We start from the raw sequence: 19,657 nt of genomic DNA, 5'->3' as shown, positions 1-19,657 counted from the left end.
TAACGATTTATTTTTTATTAGCGGCTCTTACTGCTTTTACCTGTGCCGTATTTATGGGCCCCGCTTTATTGGTAAAGTTTTTTCTGACATAGGTTAGCACGGCTGCAATTTCCTGGTCTTTCAAAAAATCATGTGCCGGCATCACGTTGGAGTATGATTCACCATCAATATCAACGTTTTCCGAAAACCCGTTAAGCACAACCTTAATCAGGCGTGTTTTATCGCCCAACACATAAGATGTTTTTATTAATGGGGGATTCATATTGGGTACCCCACCCCCATCTGCCTGGTGGCAGGTTAAACAATATTTTACATATATGCTTTTGCCATCTATTACTAAGCTTTGCCGGTGTTTAGTGTGGTTTTTTGCCTGAGTTTTAACCTGAGCCATTAACTGGAAGCAGTTAAAAATGAAGATGATAACCATTAAATATTTTTTCATTTCGGCTGTTACTTTTTAGTGTAGATAATACGGTAAATGGTACCTTTTGAGTCATCGGTAACATACAAAGAACCATCAGCTCCCTGGGCGAGCCCGCAGGGGCGATGATCGGCACGCCCGGCTGCCGTTTTTTCCGGCGAACCCGAAAAGCCATCTGCAAATACTTCCCAGTCGCCATCAGGTTTCCCGTTCTTAAATGGTTGAAAAACCACGAAGTACCCGGCCTGTGGTTCGGGTGCCCGGTTCCAGGACCCATGAAAGGCTATAAAGGCCCCATTCTTGTATTTTGCAGGGAATTGGCTGCCTGTATAAAACAACAAACCATTGGGTGCCAAATGACCGGGATAGGCAGCAGCCGGATCAAGAAATTTAGCGTCGGCTTCTTTCTTTCCATCACCGCCATACTCAGGGGCCAGCATCTTTTTATGCTGGATCTGGTCATAATACATATAAGGCCAGCCGGCGTTATCTCCTTTCTTAAGCGCGTACAAACATTCGGCAGGCAACTCGGCCGATTGTTTGGTTGTGTACAGCTCGGGCCATGAACTGTTAAGGTTATCCCGGCCATGCTGCATTACAAAAAGCTGGTTATCCTGCTGGTTCCAGTCCATACCTACCATATTCCTCAGCCCGGTTGCATATCGTACACCATCGCCATAGCTTTGGTTTAATTTGTCAGCTTTAAACTGCCATACTCCTCCCATCGAATCCAATATCGGGCAACCCGGTATTCCGGGTGAATGCAAGCCCCGGTCTTTTTCCTGGCACGAATTAAACCAGGCACCTATGTTTACATAAATATTCCCATCGTTATCCAATACAAACGATTTGGTTTCATGCTGGCGGCCCGCCTTTAAACCGGTAATTATTTTTTCGGGCTGATCCGGATTGATCACTTCATTTTTATCATTCACCTTGTACCTAAACACCTCGGTGTTGGATGAAGCATACAGGTATCCGTTTTTTAAATAAACCTCGGTACCACCGTAAGTGCCAAAGCTGGTTTTAAGTTCGGCCTTGCCATTTGCAGCTTCATGAAATACTAAAATACCTTTACCTTCTTTGGTAACTTTTGCCAGCTTTACATAAATATCGCCCTGAGGCGTAACCACCAAATGCCTGGCTTTGGCACCGGTCTCGGCAACTTTTAAGGCGCCAAAGCCGGCAGGCAATTTTAAACCAGCATTATCGGCGTCGGGCACTACATCGGCTGCCGGTGTTAGGGCATAAAGTATCACGCTTGCGGCAAGCGCTGTAAGTATTATTAATGACCTGGATAGTTTACTTTTCATGCAATTATCTATTTTATTAAAGTTCCTTCTTATTCACATCCACCATCCTGGTGTTTGCAACCGGCAAACTGTTATATATGTTAAAATCTTTTACTTCATTTAAAACAAATGCCGGTGTATTGGCCGCTTTCTGCACTTTAATATGCTGAAAATCGGCACCTGTCACGTGATCAAGTATGAATGCCGGGCGAAAATCTTCATCCATATAGCTCACCTCTACGTCGTTCATTTTAAGATCTTTTACATTGCGGATAAAGAAACCGTAGGACGGCATTGTACCAAAACGATATGGTTCGGGATACTCTTTTTCTAAACCAGGCACTTCGCGTGTTGATTGTTCTTTAGTACCACCACCTTTGTAATAGATCCTGATGTTACTTAACCGCAGGTCTTCAATATCATGGCCGGGGATTCCGCTTATGATTGCGCCATGCTTATTATCTGCATTATAACATACCACATTGCTGATGATAACTCTTCTGAGTGCGCCTACAGGTGTACCTTCGGGCGCGCGCATACGTGCCCCAAGCCGAACAAAAATGGGGGCGTTTACAATATCGCGCATGGTGATATTGGTAATGGTAACATCTTCTAAAAGCGCGCCATCAACAGTTTCAAGAGCCAAACCACGGCAATAATCAAATACACAATTTGAAATGGTGATATTCTTAAATCCACCATTTGATTCGGTGCCCATTTTTATACGGCCTGTAGGATTGCCATCGGAGTATTTTTTTTCGTTCCGTTTAAAAGTGCCGTCTAAAAACGAACCTTCATCATAACCGCTTACCTGGCAGTTGGTGATGGTAACGTTTTCTGTAGCGCGGGCAAAGCCAAGCCCAAAGGTGCTTTTCAAACATATACCATCATCATAGGGCGAATTAATACTGCAATTGGAAATACGCACATTACGGCAGCAGTCAATATCCATCCCGTCGCGGTTGGTATCCATCTTCACATTATCAATAGTAAAGTTATCTATCCCGGTAGCCAGGATGCCAAACCAGCCACCATGCAGTATAGATATGTCTTTAATGATCACATTTCGGCATAAATAAAGACTGATGGTTTTGTTCGGGCGCTTGTCATCTTCTCCTTTATTACTCCGTACCAGGTCTTTTCCCCAAAGGGTACCCGGACCTAATATGGAAATATCGTGCAGGTTTTCGCCCCATATCAAACTATTATGCCAATGCCTGTGCCCAAAATCCTGGTATTTGTTGTCGATCTTGTCTTCGGGTAAATCATAACCCGAATCATCAGCAATTGGAGCTGCAATTATTGTAGCTCCCTGGTCTATATACAAAGAGATATTACTTTTGAGATGAATGGAACCGCATAAATAATTGCCCGCCGGAAAGTAAACAGTACCCCCGCCAGCCGCCGCCGCCGCATCTATTACTTTATTAATCGCTTTTGTATCAATGGTTTTGCCATCTCCTTTTACGCCATAAAGTTTTACGTTATAAGGTGATGTTTCCGGAGATGACTTAACATCAGCCCGGGCCCCAAGGCAATAAAAAAACAAAAGAAAAATAATCAGGATACCCGGTATTGGGTTGTATTTTTTCATAAGGTTTTATTGTTACTTAATGTTTTATAGGTTGACACTTAAATTATTCTCAAAACCCTGGTTTACCAGCCAGGGTTTTGAGGGTACGGAGTACCGGTAATTGTAGCATCAATTTGTGCTTGCGGAATTGGGCGCAGCACGTGAAATGGTTTAATATTATTTTTGCTATCGGTATTGTGCAGCTTTACTCTTTCCAATAGTTTACCGGTGCGGGCCAGGTCAAGCCAGCGTACCAGTTCACCACATAGCTCCCTCGACCGCTCGTCTAAAATAAAATCCAGGGTAACTTTATCGGCAGTGATATCCATTGCGGCAGCATTGCCCGATGGATAAGCAGCTCTTTCGCGCACCGCATTTATATATGGCACGGCATCGGCTGCACGGCCATCCATATATAATGCTTCGGCAGCAATTAAATAGGTTTCGGCCAGCCGGTATATGATGATGGGCCTGCTGGATGGCGAATTTTGATCGGGCCGTTTGGTATCAAAATACTTGATCATGGCCGGTGATAAAGCAATACTATATTTATTTGGCGGAAGAACCTGGTAACGGTACCCTGCAATTTGGCTGGCAGTCATGGCATAACCCGGCATCCATATGGCGGTATCGCCTACGGCATATTTAGGAGCACCGGGCTGCGCACCCGCCGGTGCCCCGGCAGGTAAAGGATTGGGCCAGTTTGGTATAGATGCAGCGTTGTTACACAACCACATGGTTTGAAATGTTTTATTATACCGCTGATCATTTACCCGTTCTTTAAACACGGTATCGGTTAGCCAATGAGTAGGTACCACCCGTATGTAAGGGCGGCCATAAAGAGTGCTGCGCTGCATACCCGGCTGTACCTCATATTTGGGCACAAACAAATGGCACAAAAGGTTATCGGGGCCGCTGTTGTTTTGCAAAGGCGAACCGTTGTAGGCTAGTGTAGTGGTGTGTTGCACCGTCCACAATATTTCACTGTTGCTTTCATTGCCTTCGGCAAATACCTTTCCAAAATCCTGTTGCAACTTTATGCCCGCTCCCGGAGCAACATTGGTAATTAAATCAATAGCGTTGGTATAGGCATTTTTATAATCATCAGCTTGTTTGGCCGATGAGCCTGCCCTTGTTAAGTAAACCTTTGCAAGCATATGCTCAGCTGCGGCTTTAGTGGCCCTGCCTGGTTGTACGCCATTGGTTAACGGCCCTGCGGGCAAAGCAGCTATGGCGTCTTTAAGATCCTGGATAATGAAGTTATACACATCGGCCATCGGGGCGCGGTCAGCAGATGTTGTCGGGGTTGCCTGAAAGCTTTTGTTTAAGGTAACATCGCCCCAAAACTGAACTAATATAAAGTAATAATTTGCCCGCAAAAATTTAGCCTCGCCAAGTAAACTCGCTTTTGTAGCGGCGTCGAGGTTGGCCGGGGCATTTTCAATCAGCCCGTTACAGGTATTGATATAGGTGTAGCAGTTTTTCCAAACGCCGGCTACTATACCATCAGCGGTGTTAAAGTTGCTGTTGTATTTAACCAGGCCGTTATTACCATCGTTACCGGCAATAAATTCATCAGTACCGGGTACCGTGAGTTCTAAATAGGTATCAGGCCCCCAAATGGTCCTGAAGCCGGCGTATGCTGCCGTAAGGCCCGACTGAAAACCCTGGGTTGTTGTAAAAAAAGCGGGAGTAAGTGTTGATTTAGGAGCTTCTACCAGTGTTTTTTTACACGAGGTAACCATCAGACCTAAAAATAAACAGGTGTTTAAATATATAGATATCCTTTTCATCTTATTTTAATTTAAAGCGTCATGTTAATACCGAATGTAAATGACTTGGTTGGCGGAGTATCAATAGCTAAGCTTCCGGCTGTTTCGGGATCAAGACCGTGAAAGGTATTGCGATACGGCGAAAAAAGTATAAATGGGTTTTGCGCCGTTGCATATATTCTTAATGACTTTGCCTTAATACGTTTTGTTATTGATTCGGGCATATAATAACCCAGGGTAGCGCTCCTTATTTTAAGGAAAGTACCATCAAAATAACTCAGTAACGATGAGTAAGGTGTATTGGTTGATGCGGAGTTTGGCTTCGGATAATAATTTTGATGATTGGTTGGTGTCCAGTAATCTTCATTCAAATTATTATAATTGCCCTGGAAGGTATTAACAAAACCGCCGCTTTGAAATAACCGGGAGGTTATTAAACCGCCTACCCTGTAAACTCCGACTATGGTAAAATCAAAACCCTTGTAGGCAATACGATTAGTAAACCCACCGGTGTATTTTGGCTGATCTGATCCAAGTACTATCCTGTCGCTTGCATTGATCTTTCCATCCTTGTTTACATCTTCTACCCTTATGGTACCTATAACAGAACCGGTACCCGTAGTGGTAAGCCCCAGGTTTTTAGCCAGGGCGGTGTCGGCGGCCGTATTTTGCCATACTCCAACCTTTCTATAATCGAATATGGCATTGATAGACTGCCCGACAAAAAGGTTATTCGCGATATCTTGGGTAACACCGCTTGCTAATTTGGTTACCGCTCCGCGGTTGAAGGTAATGTTGGCACTGGTGGTCCAGCTAAAAGTGTTGCGGCCGTTGCCCCGTATATTAACGCTGCTTACGCTTATTTCGATACCCTTGTTTTGGGTTTGGCCAACGTTGGTTAAAATACTGTTGGGAATGCCGGATGTTGGCGGCAAGGCCAATGGAAGCAGTAACGACCTGGTAGACTGACGATAAGCATCAACGGCACCCGTTATCCGCCCATCGAGAAATCCAAAATCAACACCGGCGTTCAATGTAGATGTGTACTCCCAGGTAAGGTTGGGGTTGGGAACGTTTGTTGGATAGGCACCAGTGAGGTTTGTAGAGCCAAAGTTATAGTTAACAGATGTTAACGCGCCCAAAGTTTGGTAAGGGTTAATTGCCGTATTACCAACCGTACCGTAGCTTACCCGCAATTTAAGATTTGATAGTACACGCGAATCCTTAAACATAGGCTCCTGCGTAACATTCCAGGCGACAGCGGCCGATGGGAACACATGATATTTGTTACCGGGTGCCAGGCGCGATGAACCATCTGAACGCATGGTTAAGGTAAGCAGGTATTTGTTGGCAAAGCCGTAATTTACCCTTGCCATATAGGATATAATATCCCATTTTGAATACGAGCCCGATCCGCTCAGGTTGGCCCCATATTGCGGGTTAAAATACTGAACACCATCTGACAGGATATTGTTATAGCTGAATGAGTTAGACTGCGACTGGCTTTCCTGCAAGCTGTAAAGACCTGTAAAATTGATATGGTGCTTTTGAGCAATTGTTCTGTCGTAAGTTAAAATATTTTCAAGTGTGTAGTTATAATTGTAAGTACTTTGGTTATTTGCTGTAGATGCGCCGCCCAGGTTGTTGGTAGTCGCGCTGGCGTAGTAATTTCCATATATATCCGGACGGATTTCGGCGCCCCCGTTAAACCGGTATTTTAAGCCCGGAGCCAGGTTAATCTCGGCATAAGCAGTGGTAAATGTGCCGAACCGTTTGCGGGTTTCAGCCACCGCGCCGGGAACAAAGTTGGCAAGGGGGTTCCATACCTGGTTGGCGCTGCCGGCTGTAAAGCCTACTAAATTGCCTGTAACATCATCATATGGGGTAGAAAGCGGACTTGCCCTAAGCGCCTGGCCGAGTGGGTTAGCGTTTTCGCCATTGGTATAGCTTAAGGTATTTAAGCTGCTTAAGCCGATTTTAACATTTTTGCCCAATTGCTGATCGATGCTTAGCTTCATTGAATACCGTACAAACGACTGGCCAAAATAAATACCGGTTTCGTTATAATACCCAGCCGATAAAGCATATTGGGTTAAATCATTCCCACCCGAAACACCTAACTGATGATCGGTAACAAAACCTGTTTTATAAATAAGGTTTTGCCAATCGGTACTGCGCCCGCTTTTAATAGAAGCTACTTCCTGCGGGGCAAACGAACCATCGGTTAAAAAAGCAGGATCGTCTATTCCCGAATATTTACCAGGGTTTCCGTTTATAAGGCCCCATTTTTTCAGGTCTTCAAATTGGGGGCCGTTCATTACATTATAATTGCCCATTGGCTTGTTAAAGCCGGCATAACCACTGTAGGTTATTGATGTACCTCCTTTTTTACCGCGACGGGTAGAAACCAACAAAACGCCATTAGCACCTCTTGAACCATAAATGGCTGTTGAAGAGGCATCCTTTAATACTTCTAAAGAAGTGATATCATCCGGGTTTATGTCATTAAGGCTTCCGTTAAATGGAAGGCCGTCAACAACGATCAATGGTGAATTTGAGGCATTGATTGACCTGGTACCCCTGATTAAAATTGAAGGTGTAGCGCCCGGATGGCTGTTACCGCCGCTTTTTTGAATATCAACACCAGCAGCCTGCCCTTGTAACGCCTGGCCTATATTTGCCGCTGGAATATCGCGAAGCATCTGCTCGTTAACAGAAACTATGGAACCTGTTATATCCGATTTTTTTTGAACACCGTAACCAACCACAATAACATCGCTCAGCGATCTAAGGTCGCTTACCATGGTTACATTGATAACGGTTTGGTTGTTGATACTGATTTTTTGTGTTTTATAACCGATGGAAGAAAATACCAGCGTAGCATCCGGAGCCGCTTTAAGCGAATAGCCACCGTTGGCATTGGTGACAACACCCTTGGTACTGCCCTCAATCACCACAGACACACCCGGCAGGGTGCCGTTTATATCTGATACGGTGCCCGTTACGGTAATATCGGCCGATTCGGTTTTTATTTCTGCTCCGGGAGATGTGTCGGTAAACAAACTGGTTTTTGGTGTTGCTGTTTTGTCGAAAATCACTATCCCATCGTTAATTTCTTTAGACGTGAGCTGGGTTTTAGCAAACAGGTAATTAAGGATAACGCTCAGTTTTTCCTCTTTAAATTTCTTTGGTTTAACCGAATAACCCTTTAAGTCTTCGGGGTTGTAGGAAAATTTGATGCCTGTTTGTTTTTCGAGTTTACTGATGGAGCTCTGCAGGCTTTCCTTACCAAAAGAAATTTTGACAAGCGTGGCCGAAATCTGGCTGTTTGCTGTTTTAGCAAGCAATAACTGGCAAAAAACCAGGGAGCATACTACTACAGTTAGGGATACTTTCATGAAAAAAGTAAAAAATTTAGTCAATTTTTTTATCATCTTTACAAAGTTTTTGTCTTAAAAAACTATGTAAATCATTGGTTTAGCTTGGAACCTGCCAATAACTTACATTAACTACTGTGCCGATGTCTGCTGAGCTTTGCTCACTGACATTGGCATTTTTTGATTGCTATTTATTAGGTATTTTTTCTAATATCACCTCCTTTCCCTTTACTGTATAGCTAACGCGATGTATAATTTTAATAATTTCAAGCACCTGCTGTAAATTATCGCTATTTGAAAAATGAATGGTTGTTGGCAACGTGTTCAATCTATCATGATCATAGGTGATATGAACGTTATAGATATTTTCGAGCCTGAGCATCAATTCGGCAAAAGAAACGTCGTATAAATTAATCTCGTTTGTTGTCCAGGCGGCTATCTTTCGTGAATCAACCTTGCGGATGGTGTGCCGGTTGCTCAACTGATCGTAGGATACTTCGTTGTCATGCGCAAGTACGCCAAAACTTTCGCGGCCTTTGCCAACTTCAACGCGCCCCCTTGTTACGGTTACCCTTACGTCGCTAACTTTTTTAAAGTATTTTATATTAAAGGCGGTGCCCAAAACCCGGGCGTGTAACTTGCCGTAGTTAACTATAAAAGGCGAATGATCGTCGTGCTTTATATCAAAAAAAGCTTCGCCGTTAATGAGCTGTATCTCGCGGGTTTTATCAAACCGATCCGGATACCTGATAGATGAGCCCGAATTTAACCACACCTTTGATCCATCGGGCAGGGCAATAATGTTGATATGCCCATTTGCGGTGGCTACCGTAACAAAATTGATTTTATTTTTAAAGGATAGTTTAAGGCCCAATGCTATAGAGCAACATAAAAGCACAAACGAAGCCGCGACAGCGTATTTGCCCGACGTAGTTTTGATAAAATACCATTTCCCATAAATTTCTTTATGAATGGCATTTAACATTTGCTTTTCTATAGCCTTCATCGCCACCTCATCCTGCAGATGGGCTTCACCGGCAATAGGCTTATAACCAGGCTTTAGCCATTTTATCATTATTGTAAAAGTGTATTTGGTTTTAAAATATCCTGCTTACAAGGCAGTTTATGCATTGGCACTTATAATACAAGCGCAACTGGTTTTGGTACCAGATTTATTTTATAAAAAGAAAAGTTATCAGCAGGAACACGTCCAATCCTGTGCGTAATATTTTCAGGGCGTTTGAAATCTGGTTTTTTACGGTGCGAGGGGCTATATTGAGCATTTCGGATATCTCGCTGATAGATAAATTTTGCTGGCGCGATAACACAAACACCTGCTGCATTTTACCGGGAAGTTCCTTAATGCGGCCTTCAATTGTATTGGAGAGTTCTTTGGCAATTAAATCATCTTCGTTAGTAAACTCGTTACCGCTGCTTAGCTGCGATAACACATCTACTCCCCTTTTCCTGATGGCGTCCTTTTTGTAAAAATTGATGATATTATTCTTTAAAGCCCTCAGCAGGTACGATGAGTTATATTGATCGGGGCAAAGCGTGAACCGGCAATTCCATAAACTGATAAAAACCGTTTGAACAAGATCCTTGGCGTCATCAGACGAACCTGTTGAACGATAAGCGGCCTGGTATAGGCCACGCCAGTTTCTTTTATAAAACTCGTCAAAGGCCCGGATATTCCCCTGCTTAATTAATGTTATTAATTCTACTTCAGACAGCATTTTTCGTAAATCAAATAATACAGCACGCTTTGGGGCAAGTTTGTATTATCAATAATTGGTTTTTATAATTGGTATCGCAATTAAATTATAATTATGGCTTGTTTATGCAACTTAATTAGCAATTTATTCATCTATTTTGGTACAGGTTGGTTACACTAAACCAAATTTAAAAGCGGTTGAAACGGCTCAATTTTATTTTTAATATAAATTATTAAAACAGCGTTAAACTAACTTATATTTTTAGCAATCATCATCCTGTCATCCTTTAAAAGTATATAAAAATAAAGTCAGCACAAAATATCCCGGATAAAATCCACTTAAATTTTACGTCAAACATAGTTTGTAATACATTTATTTAGTGCGTTTTATATTTTGGCTTGCCACATAATGGGCTTTAATGCAATAAATCATTTCTTTTTGGGTATTTGAGATAATAGCCATTTGGTGATATCATCTGCCGCCTTATCATTTTCAAAGCCCATTGATGGTGTAAGCCTTCCGTTGGTGTATTCATTGTATATCCAGGGATCGCCAACTGCAAACACTATCCCCTTGCCATAACGGGCTGTGGCCACAACCACTTTATTACTATCTGTAAGTACCGGTTTTGCATTTAATGATAGCTTAAGTGTTGCAATATCCTTTAAATAAACTTTGCGGGCCGTTTTAAATATAGGATTGCCCGGAGGCACTGATATTGCGCCCATTTCAAATTGTTTGTCAATAACATGCTTATATAAATCATCATTAAAATGGATGCCAAATTTTTCGGCCAGCCTATTTAAGTGAGGTAGTTCGGCATTAGCACTGTCATTGGCAAGCATTACCAGCACACCGCCTTTTTTAACCCAAGAGGTTATGGCGTCAATATGCCGGGACTCGATATAATTGGGATCGGCTGTTTCCTTCCTGGTATCAGGATCAACAATAACATAAATATCTGTGCCCTTTAAACTTTCTGCAGTAGGCTCGTCTGTAAGGCTTTTCAGGCTTGCACCATTTTGTTTAAAAATATCACCCCATATAGAATACCCCGAACTTTTGGTATCCTCCCAGGTATAATGAAACCGCTCCATTGTGCCCGATGCATTTTTACGATATTCATTATTAAAAAAATAATCAAGGGTAACGGTTTTAGTTTGAGCCCTTGCTGTTGGCATAATTAATCCTGCAAGTAACGCTATTATGGAGTATTGTTTAAATTGCATCAGTAGTTTATATTAATTTTCTCTTATTGAATTCTCTGCATTTATTTCTATTACCATGCTGGTTAAGGGTATTAACTTCCCAGGGGTTAAATTAAGCCCCATAGTCATCAAGTAATCACCGCTAAAAACGTGGCCATTTTCTGCAAGGTTTGATTTGGCACCCGGCATAAGGTTTGTTTCTTCCACCTTATATAATTTTTTATTGTCCAGCCCCTGTAATCGCACCCTGTTAAGTACTTCTTTATACCTTGTGTTAAGGTTGTAATTAAACAAAACAGCCTTCGACTTTTCTGTATTTACATAGATAGCCACCATACGGTTTTCATCGTAGGGAGAAATTATGCGATACAGATCGCCAAACCAGATTATATTGTTTAGCCGGCTATAGTTTTTAACAGCCTGTTTGCTAAACTGCAATTCATCATCTGTCATTTTACTTACTTTAATATCATAACCCAGCTTACCCATCATAGCAACATCTGTGCGGAATTTGATAGATTGTTTTCCCCAGGAGGTAACGTGGCTTGAGATAGTTGAGGCCGGAAAAAAATTACTATACCCCCATTGTATATACACGCGCTCCAAAGGGTCGGTATCATCACTAGGCCAAAACTCGGTGAAGTATTTTAAAGCCCCGTAGTCGGTACGGCCCCCTCCTCCCGAACACAACATAATTGGCAAATGCGGATATTTTAACCTGATACGATCTAAAATTTTATAAAGACTTAAAGTATAGTCAACAAACAAAGCCGACTGCCTATCCTTTAAATATGGCGACCAGTTATTACTCATACTCCGGTTACAATCCCATTTAATATAAGCCAGGCCGGGATTCTTAGTTAGCATATCAACCACTGTATGATATACGTAGTCGGCTACTTTAGGATTTGTAAGATCCAGCACTAACTGGTTGCGCTGATAATTTTCATCCCGGTTAGGTAATTTTAAAATCCAATCCGGATGCTGCTCATACAATTCACTTTTAGGATTTACCATTTCCGGCTCAAGCCAGATGCCAAATTTTAATCCTTTAGCCTCTGCTTGTTTAACCAAATAGCCTATCCCGTTTGGTAATTTTAATTTGTTCTCCTGCCAATCTCCCAATCCCGCTTTGTCGTTATCACGGGGGTATTTGTTTCCAAACCATCCATCATCAAGCAAAAACAGATCGACACCCAGTTTTGTAGCATCATCAAATAAGCCCACCAGTTCTTTTTCATCAAAATTAACATGTGTTGCTTCCCAGTTATTTAATAAGGTGAGGCGTGGTTTATCGCCGTCCAGTACACCATAATTACGCGCCCATTGATGTAAATTCCGGCTGGCCTGTCCCTTTCCTGTAGTTGAATAAGTAAAAATAAATGCCGGAGTTGCAAAGGTTTCGCCTTTTTTCAATTTATAGGCTGATGCATAGGGGTTAATGCCCGATATTACTCTTAACGCGTTGCGTTCATCTATTTCAAAATGGAATTGAAAATTGCCTGTCCAGGCTAATGTGCCTGCAATTAGCTCCCCGGTTGTTTCATCTGCCGGTTTATTTAGTGCGAGGAAAAATACCGGGGTTTGGTACATATTGGCACGGGTGCCCAATTTACTGTCTATCTCTTTTACGCCACTGGTAAGCTTGCTTTCCTGCATCTTCATTTCAGAGGCCCAATCGCCGTGAAACTGTGTAAGCCAATAATCTTTGGCCTCAAAATGCAGCATAGATGAGGCGTAATTCTCTAAAGTTATTTCACCTTTTTCGTCATTTTTAATTTCTGTCCATGATTTTATGATATCCTCCTTATTAAAAGCCTGGTAATGCAATATTACCTGCACCGGATACTTGGGATCCTGCAACATTATGTCGGTTTCTAAAATGTTTTCATCAACATTTTTTGTAGTGTGGCTTACATAGCTTAGTTCGAGCGATGGGTTACCGTCGCTATGAATTATGCGGATGGCGGGTTGCAAAAGGTCTTCCATCCCCCCGGCAATATAAGCCTCATGCTTTCCATTGGGGATTAAGCCATTATCCTGCTGATTTAAAAACCGTTTCCCCAGGTATGCCTGGTATATCCTGTTATTGGCCCCCACGGCAAATACCAAATTCACATTTCTTGTTGCAACTATTATTTGTTTATTGGTTTGTGCGTTTAAAACAGCCCCGCCGCAAAAAAAAGCCAGGTAAATACATAGTACTAATTTATTCATATGAAACTTTTGATTTTACAGGGATAAACTCCCTTTGGTAATTTAAAGGGCTTTTGCCGGTAATCTGTTTAAAGTATTTATGAAAATTTGCAAAATTATTAAAGCCGCTTTCGTAACATAGTTGCTTTAATGGCAGCCTGTTTTCTATAAGTAATTTACAGGCATGGCCAACCTTAATTTCCAGTAAAAATTTAGAATATGTTTTTTGCGTACGGGCTTTAAAATACCTGCAAAACGAGTTCGGACTAATTCCGGCCAGTTCGGCCAGTTCATCTATTAGTATTTTGTTTTTGAAATTTGCCAGCGAGTACTCATAAATAACATTAATGCCATCATTACGTGATTCCTCCACATTCGGACTGAACCCAATTGATGATAAACAATCAGTGTGGTCGCTTTCAGCAATGGTATTTAACACCTCCATCAATAATAAAATCCGTTTCGCGCCTTCGGCAGCAAGCAGCCTTTCCATAATCTGGGCGATTTGTTTTTTTACTTTACTGGTAATTTGTATACCGCGCCTGGCTTTTTCAAGCACTGTTTTTATATTCTTGTTCTCGGGCAGCTGTAAAAAATCATTTCCCCAAAAATTCTCGCAAAAATGGGCAACCCTGATATCAACCTCGGCTTTATTATCCCGCGAAAAATAAACATCATCAAACCTCCAGTAATGCGGTAGGTATGATCCCACCATTACAATATCACCGGTGTTAAACCGCCGTATGCTATCGCCTATAAATTGAGTTCCGCTACCTTTTTCAAAGTGGATCAACTCAACTTCCGGGTGATAGTGCCATTTATTATTGACAGAAGGAACTAAATCCCGCCGTACATTGAAGGACTGTGCGGGGCCAGATGATACTTTTAGCAATTGTGGTTTCATGTAACTTAATTTACCATTAACAATAGTTTAGCTTATTAATCCAATGCACCTGTTTTCATTTTGTCGGCCGGATTAGCAGCCTGTGCATCAACAACTCCTTTAACCTCTACCTTAATTACAGTAGCAATGCTATCGCTTGCATTATCGGGCACATTTATACTTATGCCATCGGCATTAACAACGGTTTTTAAACTGCTGCCGCCGGCAAGTATTTTAGCACTCACAACTTCATTTTTTAACCCGGGAATTACCAGTTTACCATCAGTTGGCCAATTAAATACAGAAAAATACAGAATGGTATTTTTACCATCGGGCTTAAGCGTGCAGCGCCCCCAGCTTAGCGGCTGTAACGGACTTGCCTTGGTAGCATATATAGCTTCGCCGTTTACCTTCATCCATTCGCCTATCTTTTTCAAGGTAGTTATGCTTTCCTGCGGGAACTCACCTTCGGCAGTGGGGCCAACATTTAACAGGTAATTACCGCCTTTTGAGGCTATATCAATTAAGTTGTGAATTAAAGTTTCGGGAGTTTTCCACTTATGGTCGTAACTTTTATAGCCCCAGGTGCCGTTCATGGTCATGCAGGTTTCCCAATCTTTTCCGTCAAGCTCACTAAGGTTGGGGATCTTTTGTTCGGGTGTTTTATAGTCGCCGGGAAAATTGGGACGTTTAAGCCGGTCGTTAGTAATGATATTGGGCTGTAGCTTTAACACATCCTGAAGTTTTAGCGCAAACTCATCCGTCATTGCCGTTGGTGTATCCCACCAAATTACAGCAACATCGCCATAATTGGTAAGCAGCTCTTTTACCTGCGGCACGGCTACTTTATCAATATATTGAGCCATGGTGCTTGATGTTTGTGCAGGGTCCCAATGGCCACTATTTTCTTTGGTATAGGCATCAATCCTGGCCGAATCGGGGTTTGCCCATCCTTCGCTGCTTATTTTACGTGCCGCAGCGCCACCGGGATTATTCCAATCCTGGGCCTGTGAATAATAAAAGCCCAGCTTAATACCATATTTGCGGCACGCAGCGGCTAATGGTTTTAAAACATCTTTACCATAAGGCGTAGCATCGGCAATATTCCATTTACTGGCGTTTGATTTAAACATGGCAAAACCATCATGATGCTTTGCAGTTATCACAATGTATTTCATGCCTGCCTCTTTAGCCAGCTTTACCCAGGCATACGGATCATATTTTACAGGATTAAACTGTTGAGCAAACTGTTGGTATTCGGCTACCGGAATTTTCCCCCTGTTCATGATCCACTCACCGCCACGCCCTACTTCGTGCCCCTTGTACACGCCTCCCAAGCCGGCATAATCGCCCCAGTGAATAAACATTCCGAAACGGGCTTCGCGCCACCATTTCATACGTTCGTCGCGGGTAAGCTCCTTTTGAGCAAAAACAGTATGCGTAAGTAATAGCAATAGCAAACAAGCTATAAAAGGTTTTTTCATATTGGTTTATTATTGGCGAAGGTTACCACCGTGTTGATAATAACCTGCAATTATGCTAATTGGTTAATGAGCGTTGTATTATACCGCTCCTGTTTTACAATACAAATGCTATGATGTTTGGTACTATAATGATTTATAATAAACTACGCAAACGTTGTAGTAACTGCCAGACTTTAGTTACATGGTTACTCCCCCATTGTTTATGCGGATACGAATAACTGATTCTTCTGAATTTTTTATATCATTGCTAACCAGTGCGTTAACCGCTTCATGCTTTTGAAACTGGATACAAATATGTTGTTGCCAAATAAAAAAGTATATGTTAACCGGATTCAAAAAAATCTATCAGCAAACATCACCAAATCGAAAATGAAAGAGTTGGATAGATAGTTCCGTTTTTAGGAATAGCGATATCGTTGTAGTAAATAATCTTAATGATTTTCTATCTGTATTATTTTGCATGGAGTATATTTAAATGTATCAGGCATAAAAATTTTACACAAAAACCAACATGAGCATTGTTAAAACATTAGGTCAGTTTATAATTGAAAGGCAAAAAGATTTTCCATTTGCTAAGGGAGAGTTGTCGCGATTGTTACGGGATTTAGGGATAGCGGCAAAAATTGTTAATAGGGCAATTAACAAAGCAGGTCTTATTGATATTTTGGGAGAAGCCGGTTCTGTCAACGTGCAGGGTGAAAATCAAAAGAAATTAGACCTCTATGCCAATGAGCAATTTATCGCAGCTCTGCAGTGCGGAGGCGAGTGCTGCATAGTTATTTCAGAAGAAAATGATGAATACATTTATATTGATTCTGAAATATCAAAGGATGCAAAATATATAGTCGCACTTGACCCTTTAGATGGGTCTTCTAATATTGATGTCAATGTAGGAATTGGGACAATTTTTTCAATATACCGGCGCAAATCGTTAACCGGACCTGCTACACTCAACGATGCCCTTCAAAAAGGAACAGAACAGGTTGCTTCCGGCTACATTATTTATGGATCATCCACAATGCTCGTTTACACCACAGGAAACGGGGTAAATGGTTTTACACTTGATCCATCCATTGGTGAGTTTTGTTTATCTCACCCAGATCTGCAGATTCCAAATTCAGGCAATATTTACTCTATAAATGAAGGGAATTATAATTATTTCCCTGATGGGGTAAAAAAGTATATTAAATACTGCCAGGTAGAAGATAAACAAACCAACAGGCCTTACACTTCAAGATATACAGGATCAATGGTAGCTGATTTACACCGGACCCTGATTAAAGGAGGTATTTTTATTTACCCTCCTACTTCGGGCGCAAACAAAGGTAAACTGCGATTGGTGTATGAATGTAACCCTATGGCATTTATTGTTGAACAGGCTGGCGGCAGGGCCTCTAATGGTTATAACAGAATACTGGATCTTGATGTAGAAGAACTTCACCAACGATCAGCAGTTTTTATTGGCTCTACAGCTATGGTTAAGAAAGCAGAAGAATTTCTGCTTTCTTTTTCGCCTCAGACCTTTAAAAAGTCTTAGAGGGGGAAATTTCTATCCAATGAAGCCAATTTCTTCAAATCTTCTATAAAAAAGTTCGAAAACTGCGGTCGGAAGGTCACCTTAAACCGCAAATCAGATTTAACACCTATTTTGCGGTCTTTTTTTTTGCTCAAAAACGGCCGTTACGCTATCAAAAACGCGGATATGCAAACCCCATCGGCAGCATATCAGCATCTCAACACTAAATCGTTACCACTTCTCTAAACCCAAAAGCTTCTTGCCCAGACCGCTCAGTTCGGCTACCGGGTTTTGCTTTTCGCGTTCCATAGGGTCACCGGGGAAGGCGTAGCCCTGCATGGCTTCGCGACTTTGCCAGCTGTTTATGCGCCAGTCTACCAGTTCCTGGTTATCTTCCTGTGCGGGCATCATGGCAATGTACTGCGCTATGCGCACTTTGTTACCGCTGGTGTTGGCGCGTATGCCATGCGGCTGCACGCTATTGAATATCAGCAGGTCGCCTGCCTCCAGCTTAACTTTTACCAACTCGAAACCTGTGGTATCGGGTTTGTAATGGTCGCGGTCTTCGGGTTGTGTCAGCTTCCAGGTATCGTAGGTACGATATAGTTCGGGGATGCATTGGAACCCGCCCATCGTTTCGTCCGTTTGGTCGGCAAGTGCCAATACGCCCTGCACGTTTTGAGGTTTGGTTTCGGGGTCGTAATCCCAGTGAATGAAGCCTTTGTACTCAAACCCAGGGCGCAGCGGGAAGTTGAGGTTAGCCCTGTCTATAGTGGCCCAAAGTTTTTCGGTTCCCCATATATCGGCAAATGCCTGGTGTACACGCGGTGTTTGGCGGTTATCCCACATCAGCTGATGGTTGTAAATTTCTACCATGCCGGTATTGTTCAGCTCTTTCATCTGCATTTGGGCGTTTGGCCTTTTGTACCAGGTTTCAATATCATTGGCATCCTTTCCTTCATATTCCCACAGGTAGGCGGCCAGTTTTTCGGCTTGCTCGCGCGGTACGGCGTTTTTTATCACTACGTAGCCGTTCTCCACCCAAAACTTCCAGTCGTCCTCGCTCAATACCTGCAGGGGTTTGCCATTACTGCGGTCGTTCAACCTCATCTGGCTGGATTTTGCGGTTGATGGGTTACCGGGAATTTCCTTGTGTGCGTTTTTTGGGCCGGGGGCCATCATGGTATTGGCCATAGTTTGTTGTTCTGCTAACATGGTTTTGTTTGGTTTGATAATCCAAAGGTAGGGTCAACAATATGCAGGCACGTTCTACGTAATGACCAATATTTGCTCTGTATTGACATTATTATTAGATTTAGGCAATCAATTGAGCCAATATTGTATGAATGAGATACAATTAGAACGGATAGATTTCGAACCCGGCAAATCCTTCAAGCTGTTTTCGCCACGCTTGCGCAACACCTTTTTGTGGCATTATCATCCCGAATTCGAACTGGTATATGTAGAGGCTGATGCCGGCATACGCCATGTAGGCTCGCACATCAGCAGCTATACGCAAAGCGACCTGGTATTCATCGGCAGCAACCTCCCCCATCTCAACTTTGATTACCGCCTGCGCAGCGATTACCATCAGATTGTTATCCAGCTTCGCGAAGGTTTCCTGGGCAACGCCATTGGCACATCGCCGGAGTTGGCCATTATCAAACAATTATTCAAAAAAGCAACCTATGGCGTAGCGTTCCATGGCGAAACAAAAGCCATCGCTACCGAAAAGCTGAAAGCATTAGCGGGCCTGAATTCTTTTGAGCAATTGATAGAACTGATGAAGGTGTTCCACATCCTTGCCCAATCGAACGAGTTTACTATCCTGAACGTCGGCGACATCAGCCTGCAGTTTTTCCTGAAAGATAAGATACGCATGGGTGCTATTTATGAGTATATAGATGCCAATTACAACCGCAAGCCCGATGTGAATGTGGTGGCCGGCAAGGTGAACCTTACTACTGCAGCCTTTTGCCGGTATTTTAAACGCCAAACCAACATCACCTTTACCGATTTTGTGAACCAGTACCGTATAGATATTGCCAAAAACTTGCTGATTCAGGACAAGAACATCACCGAAACCTGCTATGCGGTAGGCTTCGAGAGCCTGTCGTACTTCAACAAATTGTTTAATAAGCTGGTTGGTCAAAACCCGTCGGAGTTTAAGAAGAACAGGTTGATTTAGAAGGAAAAGCATTTAACATTCCGCAACGGCTT

Annotated in this window: 14 protein-coding genes; 2 read left to right on the top strand and 12 right to left on the bottom strand. The window is 42.4% G+C overall.

Going from position 1 to position 19,657, the window contains the following annotated elements; translation table 11 throughout:
* Positions 1–7 precede the first annotated feature (7 nt).
* The 11 genes from AC1DYT_RS08535 to AC1DYT_RS08485 all read right to left on the bottom strand — a co-directional run bounded on the left by AC1DYT_RS08535 (position 8) and on the right by AC1DYT_RS08485 (position 15,921).
* Positions 8–442 (bottom strand): c-type cytochrome, encoded by a 435-nt coding sequence (locus AC1DYT_RS08535; RefSeq protein ID WP_477469201.1) that lies wholly within the window; start codon positions 440–442, stop codon positions 8–10.
* A gap of 8 nt (positions 443–450) precedes the next feature.
* A complete protein-coding gene (locus tag AC1DYT_RS08530) occupies positions 451–1,734 on the bottom strand; it encodes a PQQ-dependent sugar dehydrogenase (protein ID WP_477469200.1) in 1,284 nt (427 codons plus the stop codon).
* A gap of 16 nt (positions 1,735–1,750) precedes the next feature.
* Positions 1,751–3,307: a rhamnogalacturonidase gene (locus tag AC1DYT_RS08525; protein ID WP_477469199.1), complete on the bottom strand. Its 1,557-nt coding sequence runs from the start codon at positions 3,305–3,307 to the stop codon at positions 1,751–1,753.
* A gap of 62 nt (positions 3,308–3,369) precedes the next feature.
* Entirely contained in the window at positions 3,370–5,079 is a 1,710-nt protein-coding gene (locus AC1DYT_RS08520) for a RagB/SusD family nutrient uptake outer membrane protein (RefSeq protein ID WP_477469198.1), read from the bottom strand.
* 11 nt (positions 5,080–5,090) lie between these two features.
* Positions 5,091–8,456: a SusC/RagA family TonB-linked outer membrane protein gene (locus tag AC1DYT_RS08515; protein ID WP_477469197.1), complete on the bottom strand. Its 3,366-nt coding sequence runs from the start codon at positions 8,454–8,456 to the stop codon at positions 5,091–5,093.
* A gap of 166 nt (positions 8,457–8,622) precedes the next feature.
* The gene (locus AC1DYT_RS08510; RefSeq protein ID WP_477469196.1) at positions 8,623–9,510 is read right to left on the bottom strand and encodes a FecR family protein; all 888 of its coding nucleotides are present in this window, start codon (positions 9,508–9,510) and stop codon (positions 8,623–8,625) included.
* A 97-nt stretch (positions 9,511–9,607) separates the two neighbouring features.
* Complete coding sequence (locus AC1DYT_RS08505) at positions 9,608–10,171, bottom strand: RNA polymerase sigma factor (RefSeq protein ID WP_477469195.1); 564 nt, start codon at positions 10,169–10,171, stop codon at positions 9,608–9,610.
* 407 nt (positions 10,172–10,578) lie between these two features.
* Positions 10,579–11,331, bottom strand: a complete 753-nt coding sequence (locus tag AC1DYT_RS08500; protein ID WP_477469194.1) for a DUF4350 domain-containing protein — start codon at positions 11,329–11,331, stop codon at positions 10,579–10,581.
* 60 nt (positions 11,332–11,391) lie between these two features.
* On the bottom strand, positions 11,392–13,575 hold the full coding sequence (locus tag AC1DYT_RS08495) for an alpha-galactosidase (RefSeq protein WP_477469193.1): 2,184 nt from the start codon (positions 13,573–13,575) through the stop codon (positions 11,392–11,394).
* Entirely contained in the window at positions 13,568–14,458 is an 891-nt protein-coding gene (locus AC1DYT_RS08490; RefSeq protein WP_477469192.1) for an AraC family transcriptional regulator, read from the bottom strand. The genes AC1DYT_RS08495 and AC1DYT_RS08490 overlap by 8 nt, the downstream gene beginning before the upstream one ends.
* Positions 14,459–14,493: 35 nt before the next feature.
* Positions 14,494–15,921: an alpha-L-fucosidase gene (locus AC1DYT_RS08485; protein ID WP_477469191.1), complete on the bottom strand. Its 1,428-nt coding sequence runs from the start codon at positions 15,919–15,921 to the stop codon at positions 14,494–14,496.
* 511 nt (positions 15,922–16,432) lie between these two features.
* Between AC1DYT_RS08485 and fbp the strand changes: the two genes are divergently transcribed.
* Entirely contained in the window at positions 16,433–17,458 is a 1,026-nt protein-coding gene (gene fbp / locus AC1DYT_RS08480) for a class 1 fructose-bisphosphatase (RefSeq protein WP_477469190.1), read from the top strand.
* Between the two features lie 210 nt (positions 17,459–17,668).
* Here fbp and AC1DYT_RS08475 read toward each other — a convergent pair whose 3' ends face one another.
* Positions 17,669–18,652: a phytanoyl-CoA dioxygenase family protein gene (locus AC1DYT_RS08475; RefSeq protein WP_477469189.1), complete on the bottom strand. Its 984-nt coding sequence runs from the start codon at positions 18,650–18,652 to the stop codon at positions 17,669–17,671.
* A gap of 127 nt (positions 18,653–18,779) precedes the next feature.
* Here AC1DYT_RS08475 and AC1DYT_RS08470 point away from each other — a divergent pair, with 127 nt between their 5' ends.
* Positions 18,780–19,625, top strand: a complete 846-nt coding sequence (locus tag AC1DYT_RS08470) for a helix-turn-helix transcriptional regulator (protein ID WP_477469188.1) — start codon at positions 18,780–18,782, stop codon at positions 19,623–19,625.
* Positions 19,626–19,657: the final 32 nt, after the last annotated feature.

It is taken from the genome of Mucilaginibacter sp. P1_D10 (genome assembly GCF_056406215.1).
This window is presented reverse-complemented; position numbering and strand designations above follow the sequence as displayed.

What these genes read in the sequence shown, in the direction of transcription:
- AC1DYT_RS08535 (WP_477469201.1), bottom strand. Translation starts at nt 442, where the DNA reads ATGAAAAAATATTTAATGGTTATCATCTTCATTTTTAACTGCTTCCAG.
- AC1DYT_RS08530 (WP_477469200.1), bottom strand. Translation starts at nt 1,734, where the DNA reads ATGAAAAGTAAACTATCCAGGTCATTAATAATACTTACAGCGCTTGCC.
- AC1DYT_RS08525 (WP_477469199.1), bottom strand. Translation starts at nt 3,307, where the DNA reads ATGAAAAAATACAACCCAATACCGGGTATCCTGATTATTTTTCTTTTG.
- AC1DYT_RS08520 (WP_477469198.1), bottom strand. Translation starts at nt 5,079, where the DNA reads ATGAAAAGGATATCTATATATTTAAACACCTGTTTATTTTTAGGTCTG.
- AC1DYT_RS08515 (WP_477469197.1), bottom strand. Translation starts at nt 8,456, where the DNA reads ATGAAAGTATCCCTAACTGTAGTAGTATGCTCCCTGGTTTTTTGCCAG.
- AC1DYT_RS08510 (WP_477469196.1), bottom strand. Translation starts at nt 9,510, where the DNA reads ATGATAAAATGGCTAAAGCCTGGTTATAAGCCTATTGCCGGTGAAGCC.
- AC1DYT_RS08505 (WP_477469195.1), bottom strand. Translation starts at nt 10,171, where the DNA reads ATGCTGTCTGAAGTAGAATTAATAACATTAATTAAGCAGGGGAATATC.
- AC1DYT_RS08500 (WP_477469194.1), bottom strand. Translation starts at nt 11,331, where the DNA reads ATGCCAACAGCAAGGGCTCAAACTAAAACCGTTACCCTTGATTATTTT.
- AC1DYT_RS08495 (WP_477469193.1), bottom strand. Translation starts at nt 13,575, where the DNA reads ATGAATAAATTAGTACTATGTATTTACCTGGCTTTTTTTTGCGGCGGG.
- AC1DYT_RS08490 (WP_477469192.1), bottom strand. Translation starts at nt 14,458, where the DNA reads ATGAAACCACAATTGCTAAAAGTATCATCTGGCCCCGCACAGTCCTTC.
- AC1DYT_RS08485 (WP_477469191.1), bottom strand. Translation starts at nt 15,921, where the DNA reads ATGAAAAAACCTTTTATAGCTTGTTTGCTATTGCTATTACTTACGCAT.
- fbp (WP_477469190.1), top strand. Translation starts at nt 16,433, where the DNA reads ATGAGCATTGTTAAAACATTAGGTCAGTTTATAATTGAAAGGCAAAAA.
- AC1DYT_RS08475 (WP_477469189.1), bottom strand. Translation starts at nt 18,652, where the DNA reads ATGTTAGCAGAACAACAAACTATGGCCAATACCATGATGGCCCCCGGC.
- AC1DYT_RS08470 (WP_477469188.1), top strand. Translation starts at nt 18,780, where the DNA reads ATGAATGAGATACAATTAGAACGGATAGATTTCGAACCCGGCAAATCC.